This window comes from Arthrobacter sp. B0427-1-12 (assembly GCF_059092905.1).
In genome coordinates, this window is the sequence record NZ_JBNHIC010000071.1 from 1 (window position 1) to 14,708 (window position 14,708).

At 66.5% G+C, this 14,708-nt stretch carries 15 protein-coding genes; 9 read left to right on the forward strand and 6 right to left on the reverse strand.

Annotated elements, in window-relative coordinates:
• The first annotated feature begins 239 nt into the window (after positions 1 to 239).
• From mfd to AC5RWU_RS21910, 3 genes are all read left to right on the forward strand, one after another.
• Positions 240 to 3,863: a transcription-repair coupling factor gene (gene mfd / locus AC5RWU_RS21900; protein WP_494037256.1), complete on the forward strand. Its 3,624-nt coding sequence runs from the start codon at positions 240 to 242 to the stop codon at positions 3,861 to 3,863.
• A 3-nt stretch (positions 3,864 to 3,866) separates the two neighbouring features.
• The gene (locus AC5RWU_RS21905) at positions 3,867 to 4,799 is read left to right on the forward strand and encodes a hypothetical protein (RefSeq protein WP_494037257.1); all 933 of its coding nucleotides are present in this window, start codon (positions 3,867 to 3,869) and stop codon (positions 4,797 to 4,799) included.
• A gap of 110 nt (positions 4,800 to 4,909) precedes the next feature.
• A complete protein-coding gene (locus AC5RWU_RS21910; protein ID WP_494037258.1) occupies positions 4,910 to 5,419 on the forward strand; it encodes a histidine phosphatase family protein in 510 nt (169 codons plus the stop codon).
• 19 nt (positions 5,420 to 5,438) lie between these two features.
• Here the strand turns inward: AC5RWU_RS21910 and AC5RWU_RS21915 are convergent, their stop codons facing one another.
• Positions 5,439 to 6,533, reverse strand: a complete 1,095-nt coding sequence (locus tag AC5RWU_RS21915) for an acyltransferase family protein (RefSeq protein WP_494037259.1) — start codon at positions 6,531 to 6,533, stop codon at positions 5,439 to 5,441.
• A gap of 212 nt (positions 6,534 to 6,745) precedes the next feature.
• On the opposite strand from AC5RWU_RS21915, the gene AC5RWU_RS21920 reads away from it, so the two are divergent.
• The 4 genes from AC5RWU_RS21920 to AC5RWU_RS21935 all read left to right on the forward strand — a co-directional run bounded on the left by AC5RWU_RS21920 (position 6,746) and on the right by AC5RWU_RS21935 (position 8,475).
• On the forward strand, positions 6,746 to 6,892 hold the full coding sequence (locus AC5RWU_RS21920) for a hypothetical protein (protein ID WP_494037260.1): 147 nt from the start codon (positions 6,746 to 6,748) through the stop codon (positions 6,890 to 6,892).
• Between the two features lie 108 nt (positions 6,893 to 7,000).
• A complete protein-coding gene (locus AC5RWU_RS21925; RefSeq protein ID WP_494037261.1) occupies positions 7,001 to 7,174 on the forward strand; it encodes a hypothetical protein in 174 nt (57 codons plus the stop codon).
• Positions 7,175 to 7,635: 461 nt separating this feature from the next.
• Positions 7,636 to 7,854: a hypothetical protein gene (locus AC5RWU_RS21930; protein WP_494037262.1), complete on the forward strand. Its 219-nt coding sequence runs from the start codon at positions 7,636 to 7,638 to the stop codon at positions 7,852 to 7,854.
• Positions 7,855 to 8,010: 156 nt separating this feature from the next.
• Positions 8,011 to 8,475: a DUF4383 domain-containing protein gene (locus tag AC5RWU_RS21935; protein ID WP_494037263.1), complete on the forward strand. Its 465-nt coding sequence runs from the start codon at positions 8,011 to 8,013 to the stop codon at positions 8,473 to 8,475.
• Between the two features lie 86 nt (positions 8,476 to 8,561).
• Here AC5RWU_RS21935 and AC5RWU_RS21940 read toward each other — a convergent pair whose 3' ends face one another.
• From AC5RWU_RS21940 to AC5RWU_RS21955, 4 genes are all read right to left on the reverse strand, one after another.
• A complete protein-coding gene (locus tag AC5RWU_RS21940; RefSeq protein ID WP_494037264.1) occupies positions 8,562 to 9,359 on the reverse strand; it encodes a metal-dependent hydrolase in 798 nt (265 codons plus the stop codon).
• A gap of 205 nt (positions 9,360 to 9,564) precedes the next feature.
• A complete protein-coding gene (locus AC5RWU_RS21945; protein WP_494037265.1) occupies positions 9,565 to 9,807 on the reverse strand; it encodes a hypothetical protein in 243 nt (80 codons plus the stop codon).
• A 93-nt stretch (positions 9,808 to 9,900) separates the two neighbouring features.
• The gene (gene deoC / locus AC5RWU_RS21950) at positions 9,901 to 10,575 is read right to left on the reverse strand and encodes a deoxyribose-phosphate aldolase (protein ID WP_494037266.1); all 675 of its coding nucleotides are present in this window, start codon (positions 10,573 to 10,575) and stop codon (positions 9,901 to 9,903) included.
• Between the two features lie 131 nt (positions 10,576 to 10,706).
• Positions 10,707 to 11,822 carry a hypothetical protein gene (locus AC5RWU_RS21955; protein WP_494037267.1) on the reverse strand — a complete coding sequence of 372 codons (1,116 nt, stop codon included), beginning with the start codon at positions 11,820 to 11,822 and terminating at the stop codon, positions 10,707 to 10,709.
• 272 nt (positions 11,823 to 12,094) lie between these two features.
• Here AC5RWU_RS21955 and AC5RWU_RS21960 point away from each other — a divergent pair, with 272 nt between their 5' ends.
• Together AC5RWU_RS21960 and AC5RWU_RS21965 are read left to right on the forward strand one after the other, a co-directional pair.
• Entirely contained in the window at positions 12,095 to 12,256 is a 162-nt protein-coding gene (locus AC5RWU_RS21960; protein ID WP_494037268.1) for a hypothetical protein, read from the forward strand.
• 422 nt (positions 12,257 to 12,678) lie between these two features.
• Complete coding sequence (locus AC5RWU_RS21965) at positions 12,679 to 13,131, forward strand: hypothetical protein (RefSeq protein WP_494037269.1); 453 nt, start codon at positions 12,679 to 12,681, stop codon at positions 13,129 to 13,131.
• A gap of 378 nt (positions 13,132 to 13,509) precedes the next feature.
• Here AC5RWU_RS21965 and AC5RWU_RS21970 read toward each other — a convergent pair whose 3' ends face one another.
• Positions 13,510 to 13,707 carry a hypothetical protein gene (locus tag AC5RWU_RS21970; RefSeq protein WP_494037270.1) on the reverse strand — a complete coding sequence of 66 codons (198 nt, stop codon included), beginning with the start codon at positions 13,705 to 13,707 and terminating at the stop codon, positions 13,510 to 13,512.
• Positions 13,708 to 14,708 lie beyond the last annotated feature (1,001 nt).

Sequence of the window (14,708 nt, forward strand, 5' to 3'; positions counted from 1 at the left end):
CTGCATAAGACCAGTCTTAACCACTGAGCGGACGAGTCCAGCAGGCGCGCCTTAAACTCCCCAAGTTACAGAAGCAATTTGTTCAGCGGCCTCCTAGGGAAACCTTGCGCACTCAAGCAACCGCTCCAGGCGGCGGGGTCCGCCGGCCGCGGCGCGGTAAACTCGTGTGCATGCCCCGGGGTTCGTCAGCGAACCTCGGGTATTCGTGCTGCGGGCAATCATGAAGGAGAACCGGGACCATGAGCCTGAACGGACTGCGGGCCGTCCTTGCCGACGACGCTTCCTACGCGAGGGTCCGGGCCCAGGCCGCCCGGCCCGCGGACGAACGCAACGAGGATTTCCAGATCGGCGCGCCCACCGGCCTGCGCGCGGCGCTGATCGCCGAGATGGCGGACGGGCTGGCCGGGGACGGCGCCGCGCCGCCGGTGGTCCTGGCCGTCACGGCCACGGAACGCGAAACCGAGGACCTGGCCGCCGCGCTGCGCGGCTACCTGCCGGACGGGGCGATCGAGGAATTCCCCGCCTGGGAAACCCTGCCGCATGAGCGGCTTTCGCCGCGTTCGGATACCGTCGGTCGCCGCATTTCCGTCCTCCGCCGCATCAAGCATCCCGGAACCCGCCCGGAGCCGCTGCGTGTCGTCGTCGCACCCGTGCGTGCGGTGCTGCAGCCGCTGGTCGCCGGACTGGGCGACCTGGTTCCCGTCTCCCTGCGGGTCGGCGACGAAAAGCCGTTCGACGACGTCATCCGCGCCCTCGCCGACGCCGCCTACGCCCGCGTGGACATGGTGACCCGGCGCGGCGAATTTGCCGTCCGCGGCGGCATCCTCGATGTCTTCCCGCCCACCGAGGACCATCCGGTCCGCATCGAATTCTTCGGCGACGAGGTGGACCAGATGCGCTGGTTCGCGGTCGCGGACCAGCGCTCGCTGACCGGGCCGAACGTCAAGCACCCGTCCGAACTCTACGCCCCGCCGTGCCGCGAACTGCTGATCACCCCGGCCGTGATGTCCCGTGCCGCGAAGCTGCAGCCGCGCATGCCGGCGGCCGCCTCCATGCTGGAGAAGATCGCCGGCGGGATCGCGGTGGAAGGCATGGAATCGCTGGCGCCGGTGCTGGTGGATGCCATGGTGCCGTTCCTGGGCGAGCTGCCGGCCGGCTCCATCAGTGTGCTGGTCGAACCGGAAAAGGTGCGTTCGCGGGCCCACGACCTGGCCGCGACGAACGAGGAATTCCTCGCCGCGGCGTGGGCCACCGCCTCCGAGGGCGGTGCGGCGCCGGTGGATCTGTCCCAGGCGCTCGACGGCGGCGACGGCTCCGACGGCATCAGCGCCAGCCTGGACGCGGCCAGTTTCCGCTCGCTCACCGAGACCCGCTCCACCGCGCTGGGCCACGGCATCTCCTGGTGGTCCATCACCTCACTGGGCACCGACGACGAACTGGTGCTGGACATCGACACGCTGACCATCCATGCCCGCGAACCCCGCGGCTACCAGGGCGATGTCGGGGAGATGATGGATTTCATCGGCGGCCGCATGAAGGACCAGTGGCGCCTGGTGGTGGTCACCGACGGTCCCGGCCCCGCCCAGCGCCTGGCCGAACTCTTCCACGACGCGGACATCCCCGCCGCCCGCATCGACACGCTGGACCGCGAACCGCAGCCGGGCATCGTGGAAATTACGACGGCGCCTGCCGGACGCGGCTTCGTGCTGGACGGCCTCAAGCTGGGGCTGCTCACGGAGGCGGACCTGCTGGGCCGCGCCAGCGCCCGCTCCACCAAGGACATGCAGCGGATGCCGTCCAAGCGCCGCAACGCCGTCGATCCCCTGACCCTGGTCGAGGGGGACTTCGTGGTGCACGAGCAGCACGGCATTGCCAAGTTCGTCGAGCTCATCCAGCGCGCCAGCGGCGCCGGGCCCACCAAGACCGTGCGTGACTATATGGTGCTGGAGTATGCCCCGGCCAAGCGCGGTGCGCCGGGGGACCGGCTGTTCGTGCCCACCGACCAGTTGGACCAGGTGACCCGCTACGTGGGCGGGGACACGCCGTCGTTGTCCAAGATGGGCGGCGCGGACTGGGCGAGCACCAAGTCCAAGGCGCGCAAGGCGGTCAGGGAGATCGCCGGCGAACTGATCCGGCTGTATTCGGCGCGGATGGCTTCCCGCGGGCACGCCTTCGCACCGGACACCCCGTGGCAGCGCGAGCTGGAGGAGGCGTTCCCGTACGTGGAGACGCCGGACCAGCTGACCACCATCAACGAGGTCAAGGCGGACATGGAGCGGGAGATCCCGATGGACCGCCTGGTCTCCGGCGACGTGGGCTACGGCAAGACCGAGATCGCGGTGCGCGCCGCGTTCAAGGCGGTGCAGGACGGCAAGCAGGTAGCTGTGCTGGTGCCCACCACGCTGCTGGCCCAGCAGCACTACGAAACCTTCACCGAGCGCTTCTCCGGTTTCCCGGTCCGCGTCCAGCCGCTGTCCCGCTTCCAGACCGGCAAGGAAGCGAAGGAGACGGTGGAGGACCTGAAGAACGGGATTGTCGACGTCGTCATCGGCACCCACAGGCTGCTGTCCAAGGAGGTCGAGTTCAAGGACCTGGGCCTGGTGATCGTGGACGAGGAGCAGCGCTTCGGCGTCGAGCACAAGGAAGCGCTCAAGAAGATGCGCACCAACGTGGACGTGCTGGCCATGTCCGCGACCCCGATTCCGCGCACCCTGGAGATGTCCCTGACCGGCATCCGCGAAACCTCCACGCTGGCCACCCCGCCGGAGGAACGGCACCCGGTGCTGACCTATGTGGGCCCGTACACGGACAAGCAGACCTCCGCGGCGATCCGGCGCGAGCTGATGCGCGAAGGCCAGGTGTTCTTTGTGCACAACCGCGTCTCCTCGATCGAAAAGATGGCCGCGCAGATCCGGGAACTGGTGCCGGAGGCGCGCGTGGAGGTGGCGCACGGGCAGATGTCCGAGCACCGGCTGGAGCAGATCATCGTGGACTTCTGGGAGAAGCGTTTCGACGTGCTGGTCTGCACCACCATCATCGAAACCGGTCTGGACATCTCCAACGCCAACACGCTGATCGTGGACCGGGCGGACTCCTACGGCCTGTCCCAGCTGCACCAGCTGCGCGGCCGGGTGGGCCGCGGCCGCGAACGGGCCTACGCCTACTTCCTGTATCCGGCGGAAAAACCCCTGGGCGAGGTGGCGCTGGAGCGGCTCAAGGCCGTCGCCGCGCACAACGAGCTGGGCGCCGGCATGCAGCTGGCCCTGAAGGACCTGGAGATCCGCGGGGCCGGCAACCTGCTGGGCGGCGAGCAGTCCGGCCACATCCAGGGCGTCGGGTTCGACCTCTACATCCGGCTGGTCGGTGAGGCAGTGGCGTCTTTCCGCGGGGAGGCGGAGGAAAAGGCCGCGGAGATGAAGATCGAACTGCCCATCAACGCCCATCTGCCGCACGATTACGTGCCGGGGGAGCGGCTGCGGCTGGAGGCCTACCGCAAGCTGGCCGCGGCACTGACCCACGAGGCCATCGACGAGGTGGTGGAGGAACTGACGGACCGCTACGGCGAACCGCCGCTGCCGGTGCAGAACCTGGTGGCCGTGGCCCGCTTCCGCGTGGGCGCCCGCCAGGTGGGCCTGACGGACGTGGCGCTGCAAGGCAACTTCATCAAGTTCGCTCCGGCCAACCTGCCCGAATCCAAGCAGATGCGCCTGGCCCGGATGTACCCGGGGTCGTCGGTCAAGCCGGCACTGAACGCGGTGCTGATTCCTAAGCCCAAGACCTCCCGCATCGGCGGCCGGGACCTGGCGGACGAGGCCATCCTGCAGTGGGCCCAGCAGGTCATCGACGCGATCTTCAAGGAGTGAGTGGTGGCTGCCGCTCCGGACACCGAGCGCCCGCTGGCCGGGACTGACAGCGAAAGCCGCGCCGCCAAAGCCATCCATGACCGGCTGCAGGCGATGGCGGTGCTCAGCGCCCGGCGCCTGCGCGCGGACAGTGTGGAGAAGGGGTCCTCGCTGTACCTGCTCGACGAGAGGTTCGCATCCTCGCGCAGCGTCAGCAGGCTGGTCCGGCAGTCCCTCACCGCTGCGATGGACAATCTGCAGGCGCTGAACCGGCTGCTCTTCGTCACCGCGGCTAACGGGGAGCTCCGCTACCGGACCCACACGCATGCGCCGTACGGCCTGGTCCGGACCATCATTGAATGCACGACGACGGTCCTGTGGGCTTTGCTGCCGGAGGACGGGCAGGAACGCGCCCGCCGGTCCCTGGTCCTGATTGCCCGGGAGGTGTTCAACGCCGCCTCCTTCTGGGACGCCTACCTGGCCGAATTCCACCCGGACCGCCACGCGGCCGTGATGGAAACCTTCGATGCCCTCCGGCGGGCGGTCAACGCCTCGGCCCAGGAGCTGGAGCCGGCCACGCCGATGTTCCGGCTCAAAGGCGACGGCAGCTGGGGGTATGCGACCAAGAACCGCACCCAGACCTCCATCCTCACCGACCTGCGCAGCTGCCCGGACATGCCGGAGGGCCTGATGTACGCGTGGCAGTTCTGCAGCGGCTACTCGCACGGCCTCGAATGGACCTCTGCGGACGGGTTTGTGGACGGGTTTGTTGACGGTGTTGCTGCGGAGGCAGCCGGCGGTCCGGTTGCCGATGGAGGCCCTGTGCCCATGAACCAGGCCATGCTCCGCACCGGCACGATGGAACAGCTGCGGTACCTGTGCGACGTGGCCTTCGATCTTGTACCCCGGGCCTGGGAGATCTTCGACCTGCGGCGCCGTCCCTGGCCGCTGCCGTGACAGGTAGCCGTGACAGCTGGCCACGGTACCTGGCCATGGCAGCGAGCCGTGAGGGCTAGCATGGGAGGCATTGGCTTGAACCGGAAACCTGGATCGGACGAAGGAGCGGAATGTTCGCGCTGGTAAGGCATGGAGAAACGGATTGGAACCTTCAGCGTCGGCTGCAGGGCCGCACGGACAACCCGCTGAATGAAACCGGCCGCGGCCACGCCCGGCAGGCAGCGGCGGAACTGCGTGCCGACGAGTGGGACGGCATCCTGTCCTCACCGCTGCTGCGCGCCGTCCAGACCGCCCGGATCATTGCCGAGGAACTGGACGTGCCCTACCTGGGTTCCGTCGAGCAGCTGATTGAGCGCGACTTCGGCCGCGATGAAGGCCGGGTCGTGGCGCCCGGGGAGAAGCTGCCGCTGGACGATGCGGAGCCCGAGGCCGAGGTGGCCAGGCGCGGAATCGAGGCCCTCGCGGACCTGTCCACCCAGTACGAGGGCCGCCGCGTCATCGTCGTCGCCCACGGAACGCTGATCCGGCTGACCCTGACCGAGCTGCTGGGCCGCCCGGTCGAGCACATCCTCAACGGCCAGGTAATCCGCCACGAGCCGGTCGCCGCCGTCGTGCGCTAACCCCGCACCCCTCGGTGAGTCAGCGCGAAACGCTCGTCTGAGGCTCCATTCGTGCGCGGGCTGCTGAGTCATCGGGGGTGGGGGTCAGCCAGGCCGGGGCGGCGAAGAGCCATCCGGCATCCAGCCGGCGGGCCAGCAGCCAGACGGCCAGCGGAACCAGGACACTGACGACCGTACCGACCACCAGGTGCGTAGCCGGCGTCGTGATCCCCAGACCCGTCAGCGTATTCCGGGTTGCGGCGACGGCCAGGCTGTGCGCCAGGAAGATCTCCATGGACCGCTGCCCGGTGAAGGCCAGCAGGGGTCCGACGGTGCGGACGCGGGACAGCAGCCGGGAGACAGCAATCACAGCAGCCGCGGAGGCGTACGCGGCCACGAAGCCGGCGGCGACCGAGAGGACCGTGCGGTCGTTCCCGCCGATGGTGGGCGGGGTGGCCCCCGCCAGCAGCAGTCCCAGGTACAGCGCCAGTCCCGCGCCGAAGACCACTCCGGTCCGTGCCGGCGTCAGCGCGGCCACCGCGGCGGTGAACGGTCCTGCCCCGATCACGACGCCGGCGAAAAAGAAGACGGTCAGTCCGAAGCCCTGCGTTCCGATCACCTGTCCGTTGACCGCCCACAGTGCCAGGGACAGGCCGAGCGCGCCGCCTAGTCCAAGGAAGGTGCGGCTGCGCGATTCCCAGGGCCTGGTGATGACGGCCAGCAGCGTCATGCAGATCAGCCAGGGCAGGAACCAGTACTGGTCCTTCGGCACCCAGAATTCCAGCACATCATGGAGGGGCTTTTCGAGATCGAGCCTGCCGGCCAGCGCCGGACCCAGCAGGCCGGTGAGGAAGGTCCACAGCAGATACAGGTAGGTGAAGGACGCCACACGCTGGCGCAGGTACGTCGGCGCTCCTGCTTTCCCCACCCCAGACCGTACGAACAGGCCTGCCAGGAACGCGAAGATGGTCAGGTGGAACATGTAGATTCCGCGGTCGCTGAGCAGGAAGGCGGCGTCCTTGCCGATAAGCCCGACGTCGGTCAGTCCCCGCAGGACGTGTCCGGCAACGATGGCGATGATCGCCAGGCCGCGGGCGATGTCAATGGTCGGATCGCGTGTCCTGTTTGTGTGCATGTAAGCACCTCCTTGGACAGCCACCGTAGGAAAGACAGCAGGTAGATTGCAAAACGATAACGGTCCCGCAGGTGCCGGTTCGGGGTGGGCCGGCGGAGGGTTACGCCGGTTTCCGTGATTCTGATGACACTTGTCATCGAATGCCGCAGGCCGGCCATAGGATGCTCACGGAGCACAGACGGCTTTGGGGACGAATCCCGTGGGGGATGGAAATGAACAGAAGGCTGCGCCGCATCACGCGCAGAATACGCCGGTCCGAGCCTGCCCGCCGCACCGGCCGGGTGGCTACGGCCGTTGGTATCGCCCTGCTGGTGATCGTGGCCGGCGCCGTCACCTGGGCGGCGCTGACCCGGTTCTGATATGTAGGTTCGGTTGTCAATAGACATAGGTGAGCGGCTCAGCCACCCCCGGCATGGGGAGACACTGAACCCCAATTCGGGGGATGAGAGGATTCTCATTGGCGTCTCATGGAAATTTCACGCATTTACCGCAAGCTGGAAGCAGATTTCATCCTCGGCAGTCAGCCGGAGGATCCGAAAAAGCCACGAAATACCGAAGGAATGATCCCGATGCGCACCATCTTCCAACTCCTCTGCTGTGTAGTTGCCGGCTATGTGATGTGGGCTCCGCCGATCGCCTAGACCCCGCAGCTGGGCCGCCCTATCCGGGGCATGGTCCTGTCCGCCGGTCCAGAGCGGCGGTGGCGGGGGGCCGACGGCGCAAGCCGTCCCGCCGCCGCCGCACCTGGGAGCATCCGACCCGACCGTACGCTCCCACCGGACCGGCCAAGGCCAACCGCAGGCGAGCGTACTCGCAGTCAAGGATGGCCTGAAATCTGAAGGCGGTGCCCCTCGGGGCACCGCCTTCACTGATCGCCGGTGAACGCCATCCCCCAACGGCACACGGCCCGGCGCTCCGTGGGTCGCTGCCGGCCCGGCTGCAGGTGCGCTCGACGGATCGGCGGAGGTCCGCCGCGGAAACGCGGACGTGGCGGGAGTCTACGCTAAGGCTCCGACCTTCTTCGAGGCTGGCGTTATGGGAACGCGGCTGGAAGGCTGGGGGGTGTCCGAAGATGCCCGATGTTCCGAAAGGAAGGTTATTAATGGCTGCAGACGAAAGCGTTGACTCCGGCGGGAGCGCAACCGGGAACCATCGACCCAAGGAAGAGATGGCGGCACCGGCGGGGCAGGAGGCCGACGTCCAGTCGGATCCGGCACGCGATGCCACCGAGGGCGGGGACTGGACGGACGAAGGCGGCGCCACCTTGGAGGGGGCGGCCACCAACACGGACACCGAAGACCACCCGGTGCCGGAAGACTGAGGCAGTATGACGACGGCGGCCACCCGGCCGCCGTCGTACCTCTGTACCTGCAGGTAACACCGGGCTTAAACTAATGTCGCCAGGTCACGAGCGAGGCTCTTTCTTGTCCGACCAGTATCCCCGCGAAGTGACGGGCATAGTGATTAGGAGAGAGCAATGACTACTGCACATCCTCACCGTATGCATTGGGAGCTCGGGCACACAGCCGTACAGATCTCGTCCCTAGTCGTCGGTGCCGTCTTCCTCCTGGTGGGAATCCTGGGCTTCATCCCCGGCGCGACCACCAGCTTCAGCGAGATGACGTTCGCCGGCATGGAATCAGGCGCGATGCTGTTCGGCGTCTTCCAGGTGTCCGTGCTGCATAATATCGTCCATCTGCTGTTCGGTGTTTTGGGTGTCTACTTGGCCAGCAGCGTCGCAGGTTCACGCAACTTCCTGCTCTGGGGCGGCGTCGTGTACCTGGCACTGTGGCTGTACGGCCTGCTGATCCCCATGGAGTCGGCCGCCAACTTCGTGCCGATGAACATGGCGGACAACTGGCTGCACCTGGTGCTCGGTGTTGGCATGGTGGTGCTTGGGCTGGTGCTCGGCCGGCAGCATAAGGGAACGGGGGCTCCGTAGGCGCAAGCGGGCATCTTTCCGGAACGTGATTGCAGTGCTTGCACTGCAATCACTTTTCTGTGGGAGGCTGTCCGGGGTGCCGGCGCTCAGCGGATTGCCGTGAGGAATGCCGGTGCGACGCTGCCGGCAAGAAGCTGCCATGCCGCGATGCCCATGCCCACCATGGCGTAGCCGCTGACGGGAATCAGGAGGAACCACTCCCGGCGTGAACCGGCGCGCCCCAGGATCGGTAGGCTGAAGCAGCCGCTGGCCCTCCAGATGTTCTTCAGGATGGGGATGCGGCGCCAGAACCGCGGCGGTTTCAGCCGCAGCGGCCACAGCAGCGGTACCCCGCCGGTGGTGATCATGTCGCCAAGGATATGGACCACGACGCCGATTCCCATGGCCAGGGGCAGCCACGTCCAGTTTTCCGGAGCGAACCAGGCCACGAGGCCAGCGATCGCCAGGCCGAAGACCCAGTTGGACACAAAGCCGTTGCGGGGAAACAGCTTGAGCGCCTTGGCGGCGATGTTCACCAGGAACATGCACAGCAGGCCCGCGCCGAGGGCCAGTCCGCCGGCGGGCGTCTGCACCTGGACATTACCGGCCAGCACGGCCAGGGCAACGAAGGCGGCGGCGCCGAGCAGCGAATGGGTGCCCTGGCGGTGTCCGCCGCTGATGTTCTCGATGCCGACGGCGATGGCATTGGACAGCGGCGGCAGCGCGTTGGCGATCGTGCTGGAGCGGTGGTCCCAGTCGCAGATCAGGGCCGCGCCCGCCGTCGCCAGGGCACCGATCAGGATGCCGGTCGCATCCAGCGGATACCAACCCAGCGTGTACTGGCCGGTGGACGTGACCGCCACCCAGGCGGCCGCGCCGGTGGCTGCGTGATGGCCTCCCATCATCTGCAGTGCCTCTTTCGTCCGGTCCCGCCCGCGCCGGGGAGGATATGAATAAGACTGAGCACGCAGTCCGGTGCAGGGGCCGCCTGTTGGGGGTAGGCGTTTTCCTGCAGCCAGTGCTGCGCGCTCAGGGGTCTGAATACTACCCGGTTCCTGCCGCCGGACAGCAAACCAGGGCCGGCAACGGGGGCCGGCAGCCGCCGGGGCGTTAGTGGCGTTCGCGCTCGTGGGAATCCGAGCGGCCCATGAACTGCTGCGGGATGAAGTAGGCCAGGAAGAAGAGCCCGATGCAGACGGCCATCGGCCAGGGGTTGTCCAGGGTCAGGAAGGACAGGGAATAGACGGCGCCGAGGAAGCAGGCCAGCATCACGGCGTAGGTCAGGAGGTTGCCGATCAGATGTCCCTGGCCGGAGTGAAGCTTCTGCTTGCTGCGTGCGCGTGTGCGTTCCATGGTGTTTCTCCCTAGTGCGTGTATGCGGGCGGTCCTGTTCATCCAGGTGCCCCGGTGGGTGGCCCGCCGCCGAACCGGCGGCACGTGGCCGGGTCAGTAGTTGGCGGTGGCTTGCTCACCCTTAACAATAGCGACGCCGGAGCTGGCTCCGATGCGTGTTGCGCCGGCGTCGATCATAGCCCGTGCATCCTCAAGGCTGCGGATCCCCCCGCTGGCCTTGACGCCGATGTCCGGCCCCACCGTCCTGCGCATGAGCGCGATGTCCTCGACCGTGGCCCCGCCGCTGGCGAAGCCGGTGGAGGTCTTGACGAAATCGGCGCCGGCTTCGGCTGCGACCTCGCAGACCAGGACCTTCTGTTCATCGGTCAGCAGGGACGTTTCAAGGATGACCTTGAGGATGGCGCCGCCGGCGTGGGCGGCTTCGGCCACGGACGCGATATCCGTCAGCAGGGTGCTGCGGTCCCCGGCGCGGGCCGCGGCGATGTTGATGACCATGTCGATTTCATCCGCGCCGTCGAGAGTGGCACCGCGGGCCTCGTAGACCTTCACATCGGTTGGGGTGGCACCGAAGGGGAATCCGACGACGCTGCAGGTCTGGACCTCTGTTTCCTTCAGGGTGTTGTGCACCAGGGCCGTCCAGATCGGGTTCACGCACACCGACTTGAAACCGTACTTCACGGCTTCGGCACAGACTTTGAGGATGTCCTCCCGGCTGGCTTCCGGCTTCAGCAGGGTGTGGTCGATCAAGGAGGCGACAGATTCCGACATGATTGTCCTTTCCGACGTCCGGCCCGTGTCTGTTGCGGGAGTTTTGTGCTGGGCGAATCCCCATCCTTTCATACCTCGGGCGGCTCCGTGCGACCCCGCCGGGGGCGGCGGGTCTGCCCAGGAACGGACGCTCAGCCTGCGGTGCCGCGCCGGATTTCCTCGGCGTTGGTGACGCCGTCTTCGTCCCGGTCATCCTGCGGATCGGTAATGCCGTCGGCGTCGCTGTCCGGCTTGGTCGGGTCGGTCCCCAGCCGCACCTCTTCCGGGTCGGTGAGGCCATCGCTGTCGGTGTCGCTCCGGGTGGGGCTGGTGCCCAGCTGGGCTTCCAGGACGTCGGGCAGGGTATCGACGTCGCTGTCAGTTCCGCCCGGACTGTTTCCGGTCCCGGGACCGATGCTGCCGGGATCATCAGAAGGAGGTACTGGACCCGGGACTGGTGCGGTAAACGGCGGCTCCGGCGTCGGTTCGGCTGTTACCGGCGGTTCCGCGGCGGGCGGGGCCGCCGGACCTGACGACGTGCCGGGAGCAGGGGAAGTCTGCGTCGGCGTGCCGGTCACGGGGGAAGTCGGCGCGGCCGGCGCCGACGGCACCGGGACAGTCGGTCGGGCCGTGCCAGGGACAGCCGGACGCGACGGCGATCCCGACCGTGTTCCCGACGGCGCCGGCGCGGAGCCGGCCGGAGGAACCGGCTGCGGGACCAACCCGGGAGCGGACCCCGCCGTCGATGTCGGAGCGGGGACCCGCTGCGCTGGAAGGCTCGGTGATCGTGCCGTGTCCGGCGCTGCCGTGGTCCGCGAGGATGGAGCAACGTCGGGCGCCGGTGCGCCGCCCTGTGCGGAGGGGCCGTTGGGTGCAGGCGAGCCGCCGGTCGGTGGCGCTGTTCCCCGGTGCGCTGTCCCCTGGGCCGAGGTGGATTCCGACGCCGGATCCTGGGCATCGTTCCGGCCGCTGGTGGCGGCTGACTGCGGAGCCGACGAACCCTCGGCCGATGGGCAGCCCGGGTCAGCGGCCTGCGCGGGCGCTCCTATGGACAGCAACAGCGTCCCGGCCGCAGCGGCCAGCATCGGCAGCAGCAGCAATGCTCCGGTGTTGCCGCGTCCGCGCCGGTGCACCGCAATGCCCGCCACCGCCGCTGCCACGGCCAGCACTGCCAGCGGGACAAGCCAGCCTGCGGCGCCGCTGTTCGCCAGGTCGTCGAAACAGTCCTGCACTGATGAATTGCCCCCTGCGCATTGGTTGTCGGCCATCCCCCGAACCGCGGAAAATGTTATGCAATCTTTAGAAAACTATCAGGGATACCGCTTTGCTCAAACAAACTCAGGATGAAGTCCGGGGCTGCGGTCCCAGCAGGTACCACTCGGCCGTGCTGATTCTGCAGGCAGGAATCTCACGGCGGGGTGAACGAACCATGATGTTCAATTTACGTAACGGACATCCGCCCGCCACGGGCGGCTCATGTCCGGGCCGTAAGATGCATGAACGATGGCGTCGGCCATCGGGTCTCTTTGGAGGTGAAAATATGGTCCGCAGAATCCTGGGCAGCCTGGTCAGTGTCGACGGGACGGACGCGCATCGCGCCGAGTTCTCCCGCACGATGGAACAGTGGCAGGCGCTCGAAGACGAGATGTTCAAGGGAACCTTCCTGACCGAGAAGGAAAAGGAAGACATCGGCTCCCGGTAGCGGAGCCCGCATTCCGGACAGACGGAGGCCCGGCGGTCGAAGCAGACCGCCGGGCCTCTGCGTGTTCGTGCCTGGTCCGTGGCCCCGATACGCAGGTCGCTTAATGGCCGGACAGGTAATGGTTCACCCCTTTCAGTAAATGAGCAATAACATCAATTTGCATGAATTGATGGATGCATATGTATATGTCGTCAGATTCCACCGCTATTCGCCCTTGGGCGGTGCCCATTCTGGGGTTTCGATAAACTAATCAAAATTTAGTTACAGGCGGTTCTATTGGTCCGCTCTGGAGGTATATTCATTAATGAGCGGCAAGGGGGGGACGGACTGCCGGGGGCCGGCCGCATACCTACTAGTCGTTCATGCAGCGGACGCGCTGACGCGTCCAAAAACTCCCCGGTAAGCAGGGAAGTGCGGTAATCATGAAAAAGACATCAGTATGGCGGCGGCTCGTCATCATGACCGGTGTGCTCCTGGGGCTCCTCGTCGGCATGGGGTTTGCGGGTCCGGCCAATGCCAGCATGGCGGCCTCGTCGCCGGCCAGTGTCGCCGCTAGCGACGACAGACGGGACCCAAGAGCGGATGAGGCGAGCCTCCGGCTCCGGGTTAACGCCAATGACCGGCTTGTTGTGATCGGCGAGAACTTCGAGGGCAACAATGTTCGTGTCGTGGTTAGGGAAGTAGACCGGAATCGGGACCGGGTTGTCTTCCGCGATCGGGTCATGCCGGACCGGGAAGGCAACTTCCGGGTCCGTGTGGATATTGACTGCGAGAACAGGAGATTTGTGACCTTCCAGGCAACCGCTTCCAGCGCACGAGACGGCGATGTCCGCAGCGAACGCCTCCGGGTGGATTGCCGGGACCTGAGGCGGTAGGGCCGGCCAAGGCATAGCACTGCAAGGAGTTATACAGGAAACAATCAGTTTCACTTCCGAATAACCAGGGGATAACTGCCATGGCGGTTATCCCTTTTCAATGGTCAATTGGCTCTGCCGTAATGAGTGTTCCTGCTGATTAACAAATTCTGCTGATTTCAATGCTTCTTTTGCGCGCAGTAATTAATCAAGCATCTGGCGGCATAGCCGTAGAGAGAATATCTGAGCTACACGTTAAGCAGGGACAGCCGCAGCAGGCTCATGGCCATGTCCAGGGCATGTTTGCCCTGTGCCGCCAGCCGCGCAGCTGCACTGTCCCGCGCGCGGTGTTGAAGCTTTCGGTCCGGTGTTCGTCCAGGTGCTCGCACACCAGCCGGATCAGCGCGCCCATGGGGAGGGTTCCGGCATGATTGGCGTGATTCCGGCGTCGACCAGCGGCTGGGCGGTCACGGGTCCGACGGCGGCCGCCCACCACCCCCGTGGCGAACGCCTCGACTCGATCAGCCGCGGGTCCACCAAAGTGGAGGTGCGCTCGTCATGGCCGATGCCCATATCGTCCAGGCTGGCCGCACACACCGCGCCGCGGGCCTTGGGCCCGCGGACATAGATGCGGGAGGCGCCCAGCGCGGCCTAAAGCTTGTGTCATCGATTCCGCCGCGTCCGCAGCCTCGCTCCATTCTCCTGGTTCTTCGAGCGGGCAACAGCGAGCCCGGAAGTGGTCGGCCATGGCTTCGAACCTATGTGACTCGCACCCTGCGCAAGAGGGTATGGGAGGCGGCCGGGGACCGCAGCCAGGCGAGGGCCGCGGCGGCCGCCGATCCGCTGGTTATGGATCCGGACGCGACCCTGGTGGCTTCGCGGCGAGGAAACTGCCACCGGAATGTGTAAGGGCGGGTACGGCTTCGCCCCGTTTATCGCCGCCGACCACGGTACAGACCGGCGCCGGTGAGATCCTGGCCGTCATGATGGGCCCTGGTAATGCCCGGGCGAACAGCACCGCCGATCACATCAGCGTCGTCGAGGCCGCACGCACTGGCGGAAGGCCGCTGCGAGCAAGGGCCCGGCGCGGACCGGATGCAGGCCGAGGGGCACTGGCCGATAAGGCTGATTCCGCCGCATGTGCATCAATATGCGAAATGTATCAAATACATGAGGCAGTTCGGTGTGCATTCCCGGTCGGATAATTAATTGTATTCTTTAGGGATCTCTTTTCCTGATCCGGGAGTATATTCATTTAATGAGCGGTAATGAGGCAGAGCGCCGGAGCCCAGCCGCAGCCCACTAGCCGCTCACATAAGGATGCGCCGATAATTCTAGGCCAGATGGAAGGGAAATTGTCATGAAAAATTCACCAGTGCGGGGTCAGCCTGTGCTTATGGCCGGCGTGCTTTTGGGGCTCGTTGCCGGCATGGGGGCCGCGGTGCCGGCCAGTGCCAGCACGGAAGCCGGGATGCCTGTATTTGTTACTGCCACCCAGACCCCCGCTCCCGCTCCCGCTCCCGCTCCCGCTCCCGCTCCCGCTCCCGCTCCCGCTCCCGCTCCCGCTCCCGCTCCCGCTCCCGCTCCCGCTCCCGCTC

What these genes read in the sequence shown, in the direction of transcription:
- AC5RWU_RS21930 (WP_494037262.1), top strand. Translation starts at nt 7,636, where the DNA reads ATGGCTGCAGACGAAAGCGTTGACTCCGGCGGGAGCGCAACCGGGAAC.
- AC5RWU_RS21910 (WP_494037258.1), top strand. Translation starts at nt 4,910, where the DNA reads ATGTTCGCGCTGGTAAGGCATGGAGAAACGGATTGGAACCTTCAGCGT.
- AC5RWU_RS21940 (WP_494037264.1), bottom strand. Translation starts at nt 9,359, where the DNA reads ATGATGGGAGGCCATCACGCAGCCACCGGCGCGGCCGCCTGGGTGGCG.
- AC5RWU_RS21960 (WP_494037268.1), top strand. Translation starts at nt 12,095, where the DNA reads ATGGTCCGCAGAATCCTGGGCAGCCTGGTCAGTGTCGACGGGACGGAC.
- AC5RWU_RS21965 (WP_494037269.1), top strand. Translation starts at nt 12,679, where the DNA reads ATGAAAAAGACATCAGTATGGCGGCGGCTCGTCATCATGACCGGTGTG.
- AC5RWU_RS21945 (WP_494037265.1), bottom strand. Translation starts at nt 9,807, where the DNA reads ATGGAACGCACACGCGCACGCAGCAAGCAGAAGCTTCACTCCGGCCAG.
- mfd (WP_494037256.1), top strand. Translation starts at nt 240, where the DNA reads ATGAGCCTGAACGGACTGCGGGCCGTCCTTGCCGACGACGCTTCCTAC.
- AC5RWU_RS21925 (WP_494037261.1), top strand. Translation starts at nt 7,001, where the DNA reads ATGGAAATTTCACGCATTTACCGCAAGCTGGAAGCAGATTTCATCCTC.
- AC5RWU_RS21935 (WP_494037263.1), top strand. Translation starts at nt 8,011, where the DNA reads ATGACTACTGCACATCCTCACCGTATGCATTGGGAGCTCGGGCACACA.
- AC5RWU_RS21955 (WP_494037267.1), bottom strand. Translation starts at nt 11,822, where the DNA reads ATGGCCGACAACCAATGCGCAGGGGGCAATTCATCAGTGCAGGACTGT.
- AC5RWU_RS21915 (WP_494037259.1), bottom strand. Translation starts at nt 6,533, where the DNA reads ATGCACACAAACAGGACACGCGATCCGACCATTGACATCGCCCGCGGC.
- AC5RWU_RS21920 (WP_494037260.1), top strand. Translation starts at nt 6,746, where the DNA reads ATGAACAGAAGGCTGCGCCGCATCACGCGCAGAATACGCCGGTCCGAG.
- deoC (WP_494037266.1), bottom strand. Translation starts at nt 10,575, where the DNA reads ATGTCGGAATCTGTCGCCTCCTTGATCGACCACACCCTGCTGAAGCCG.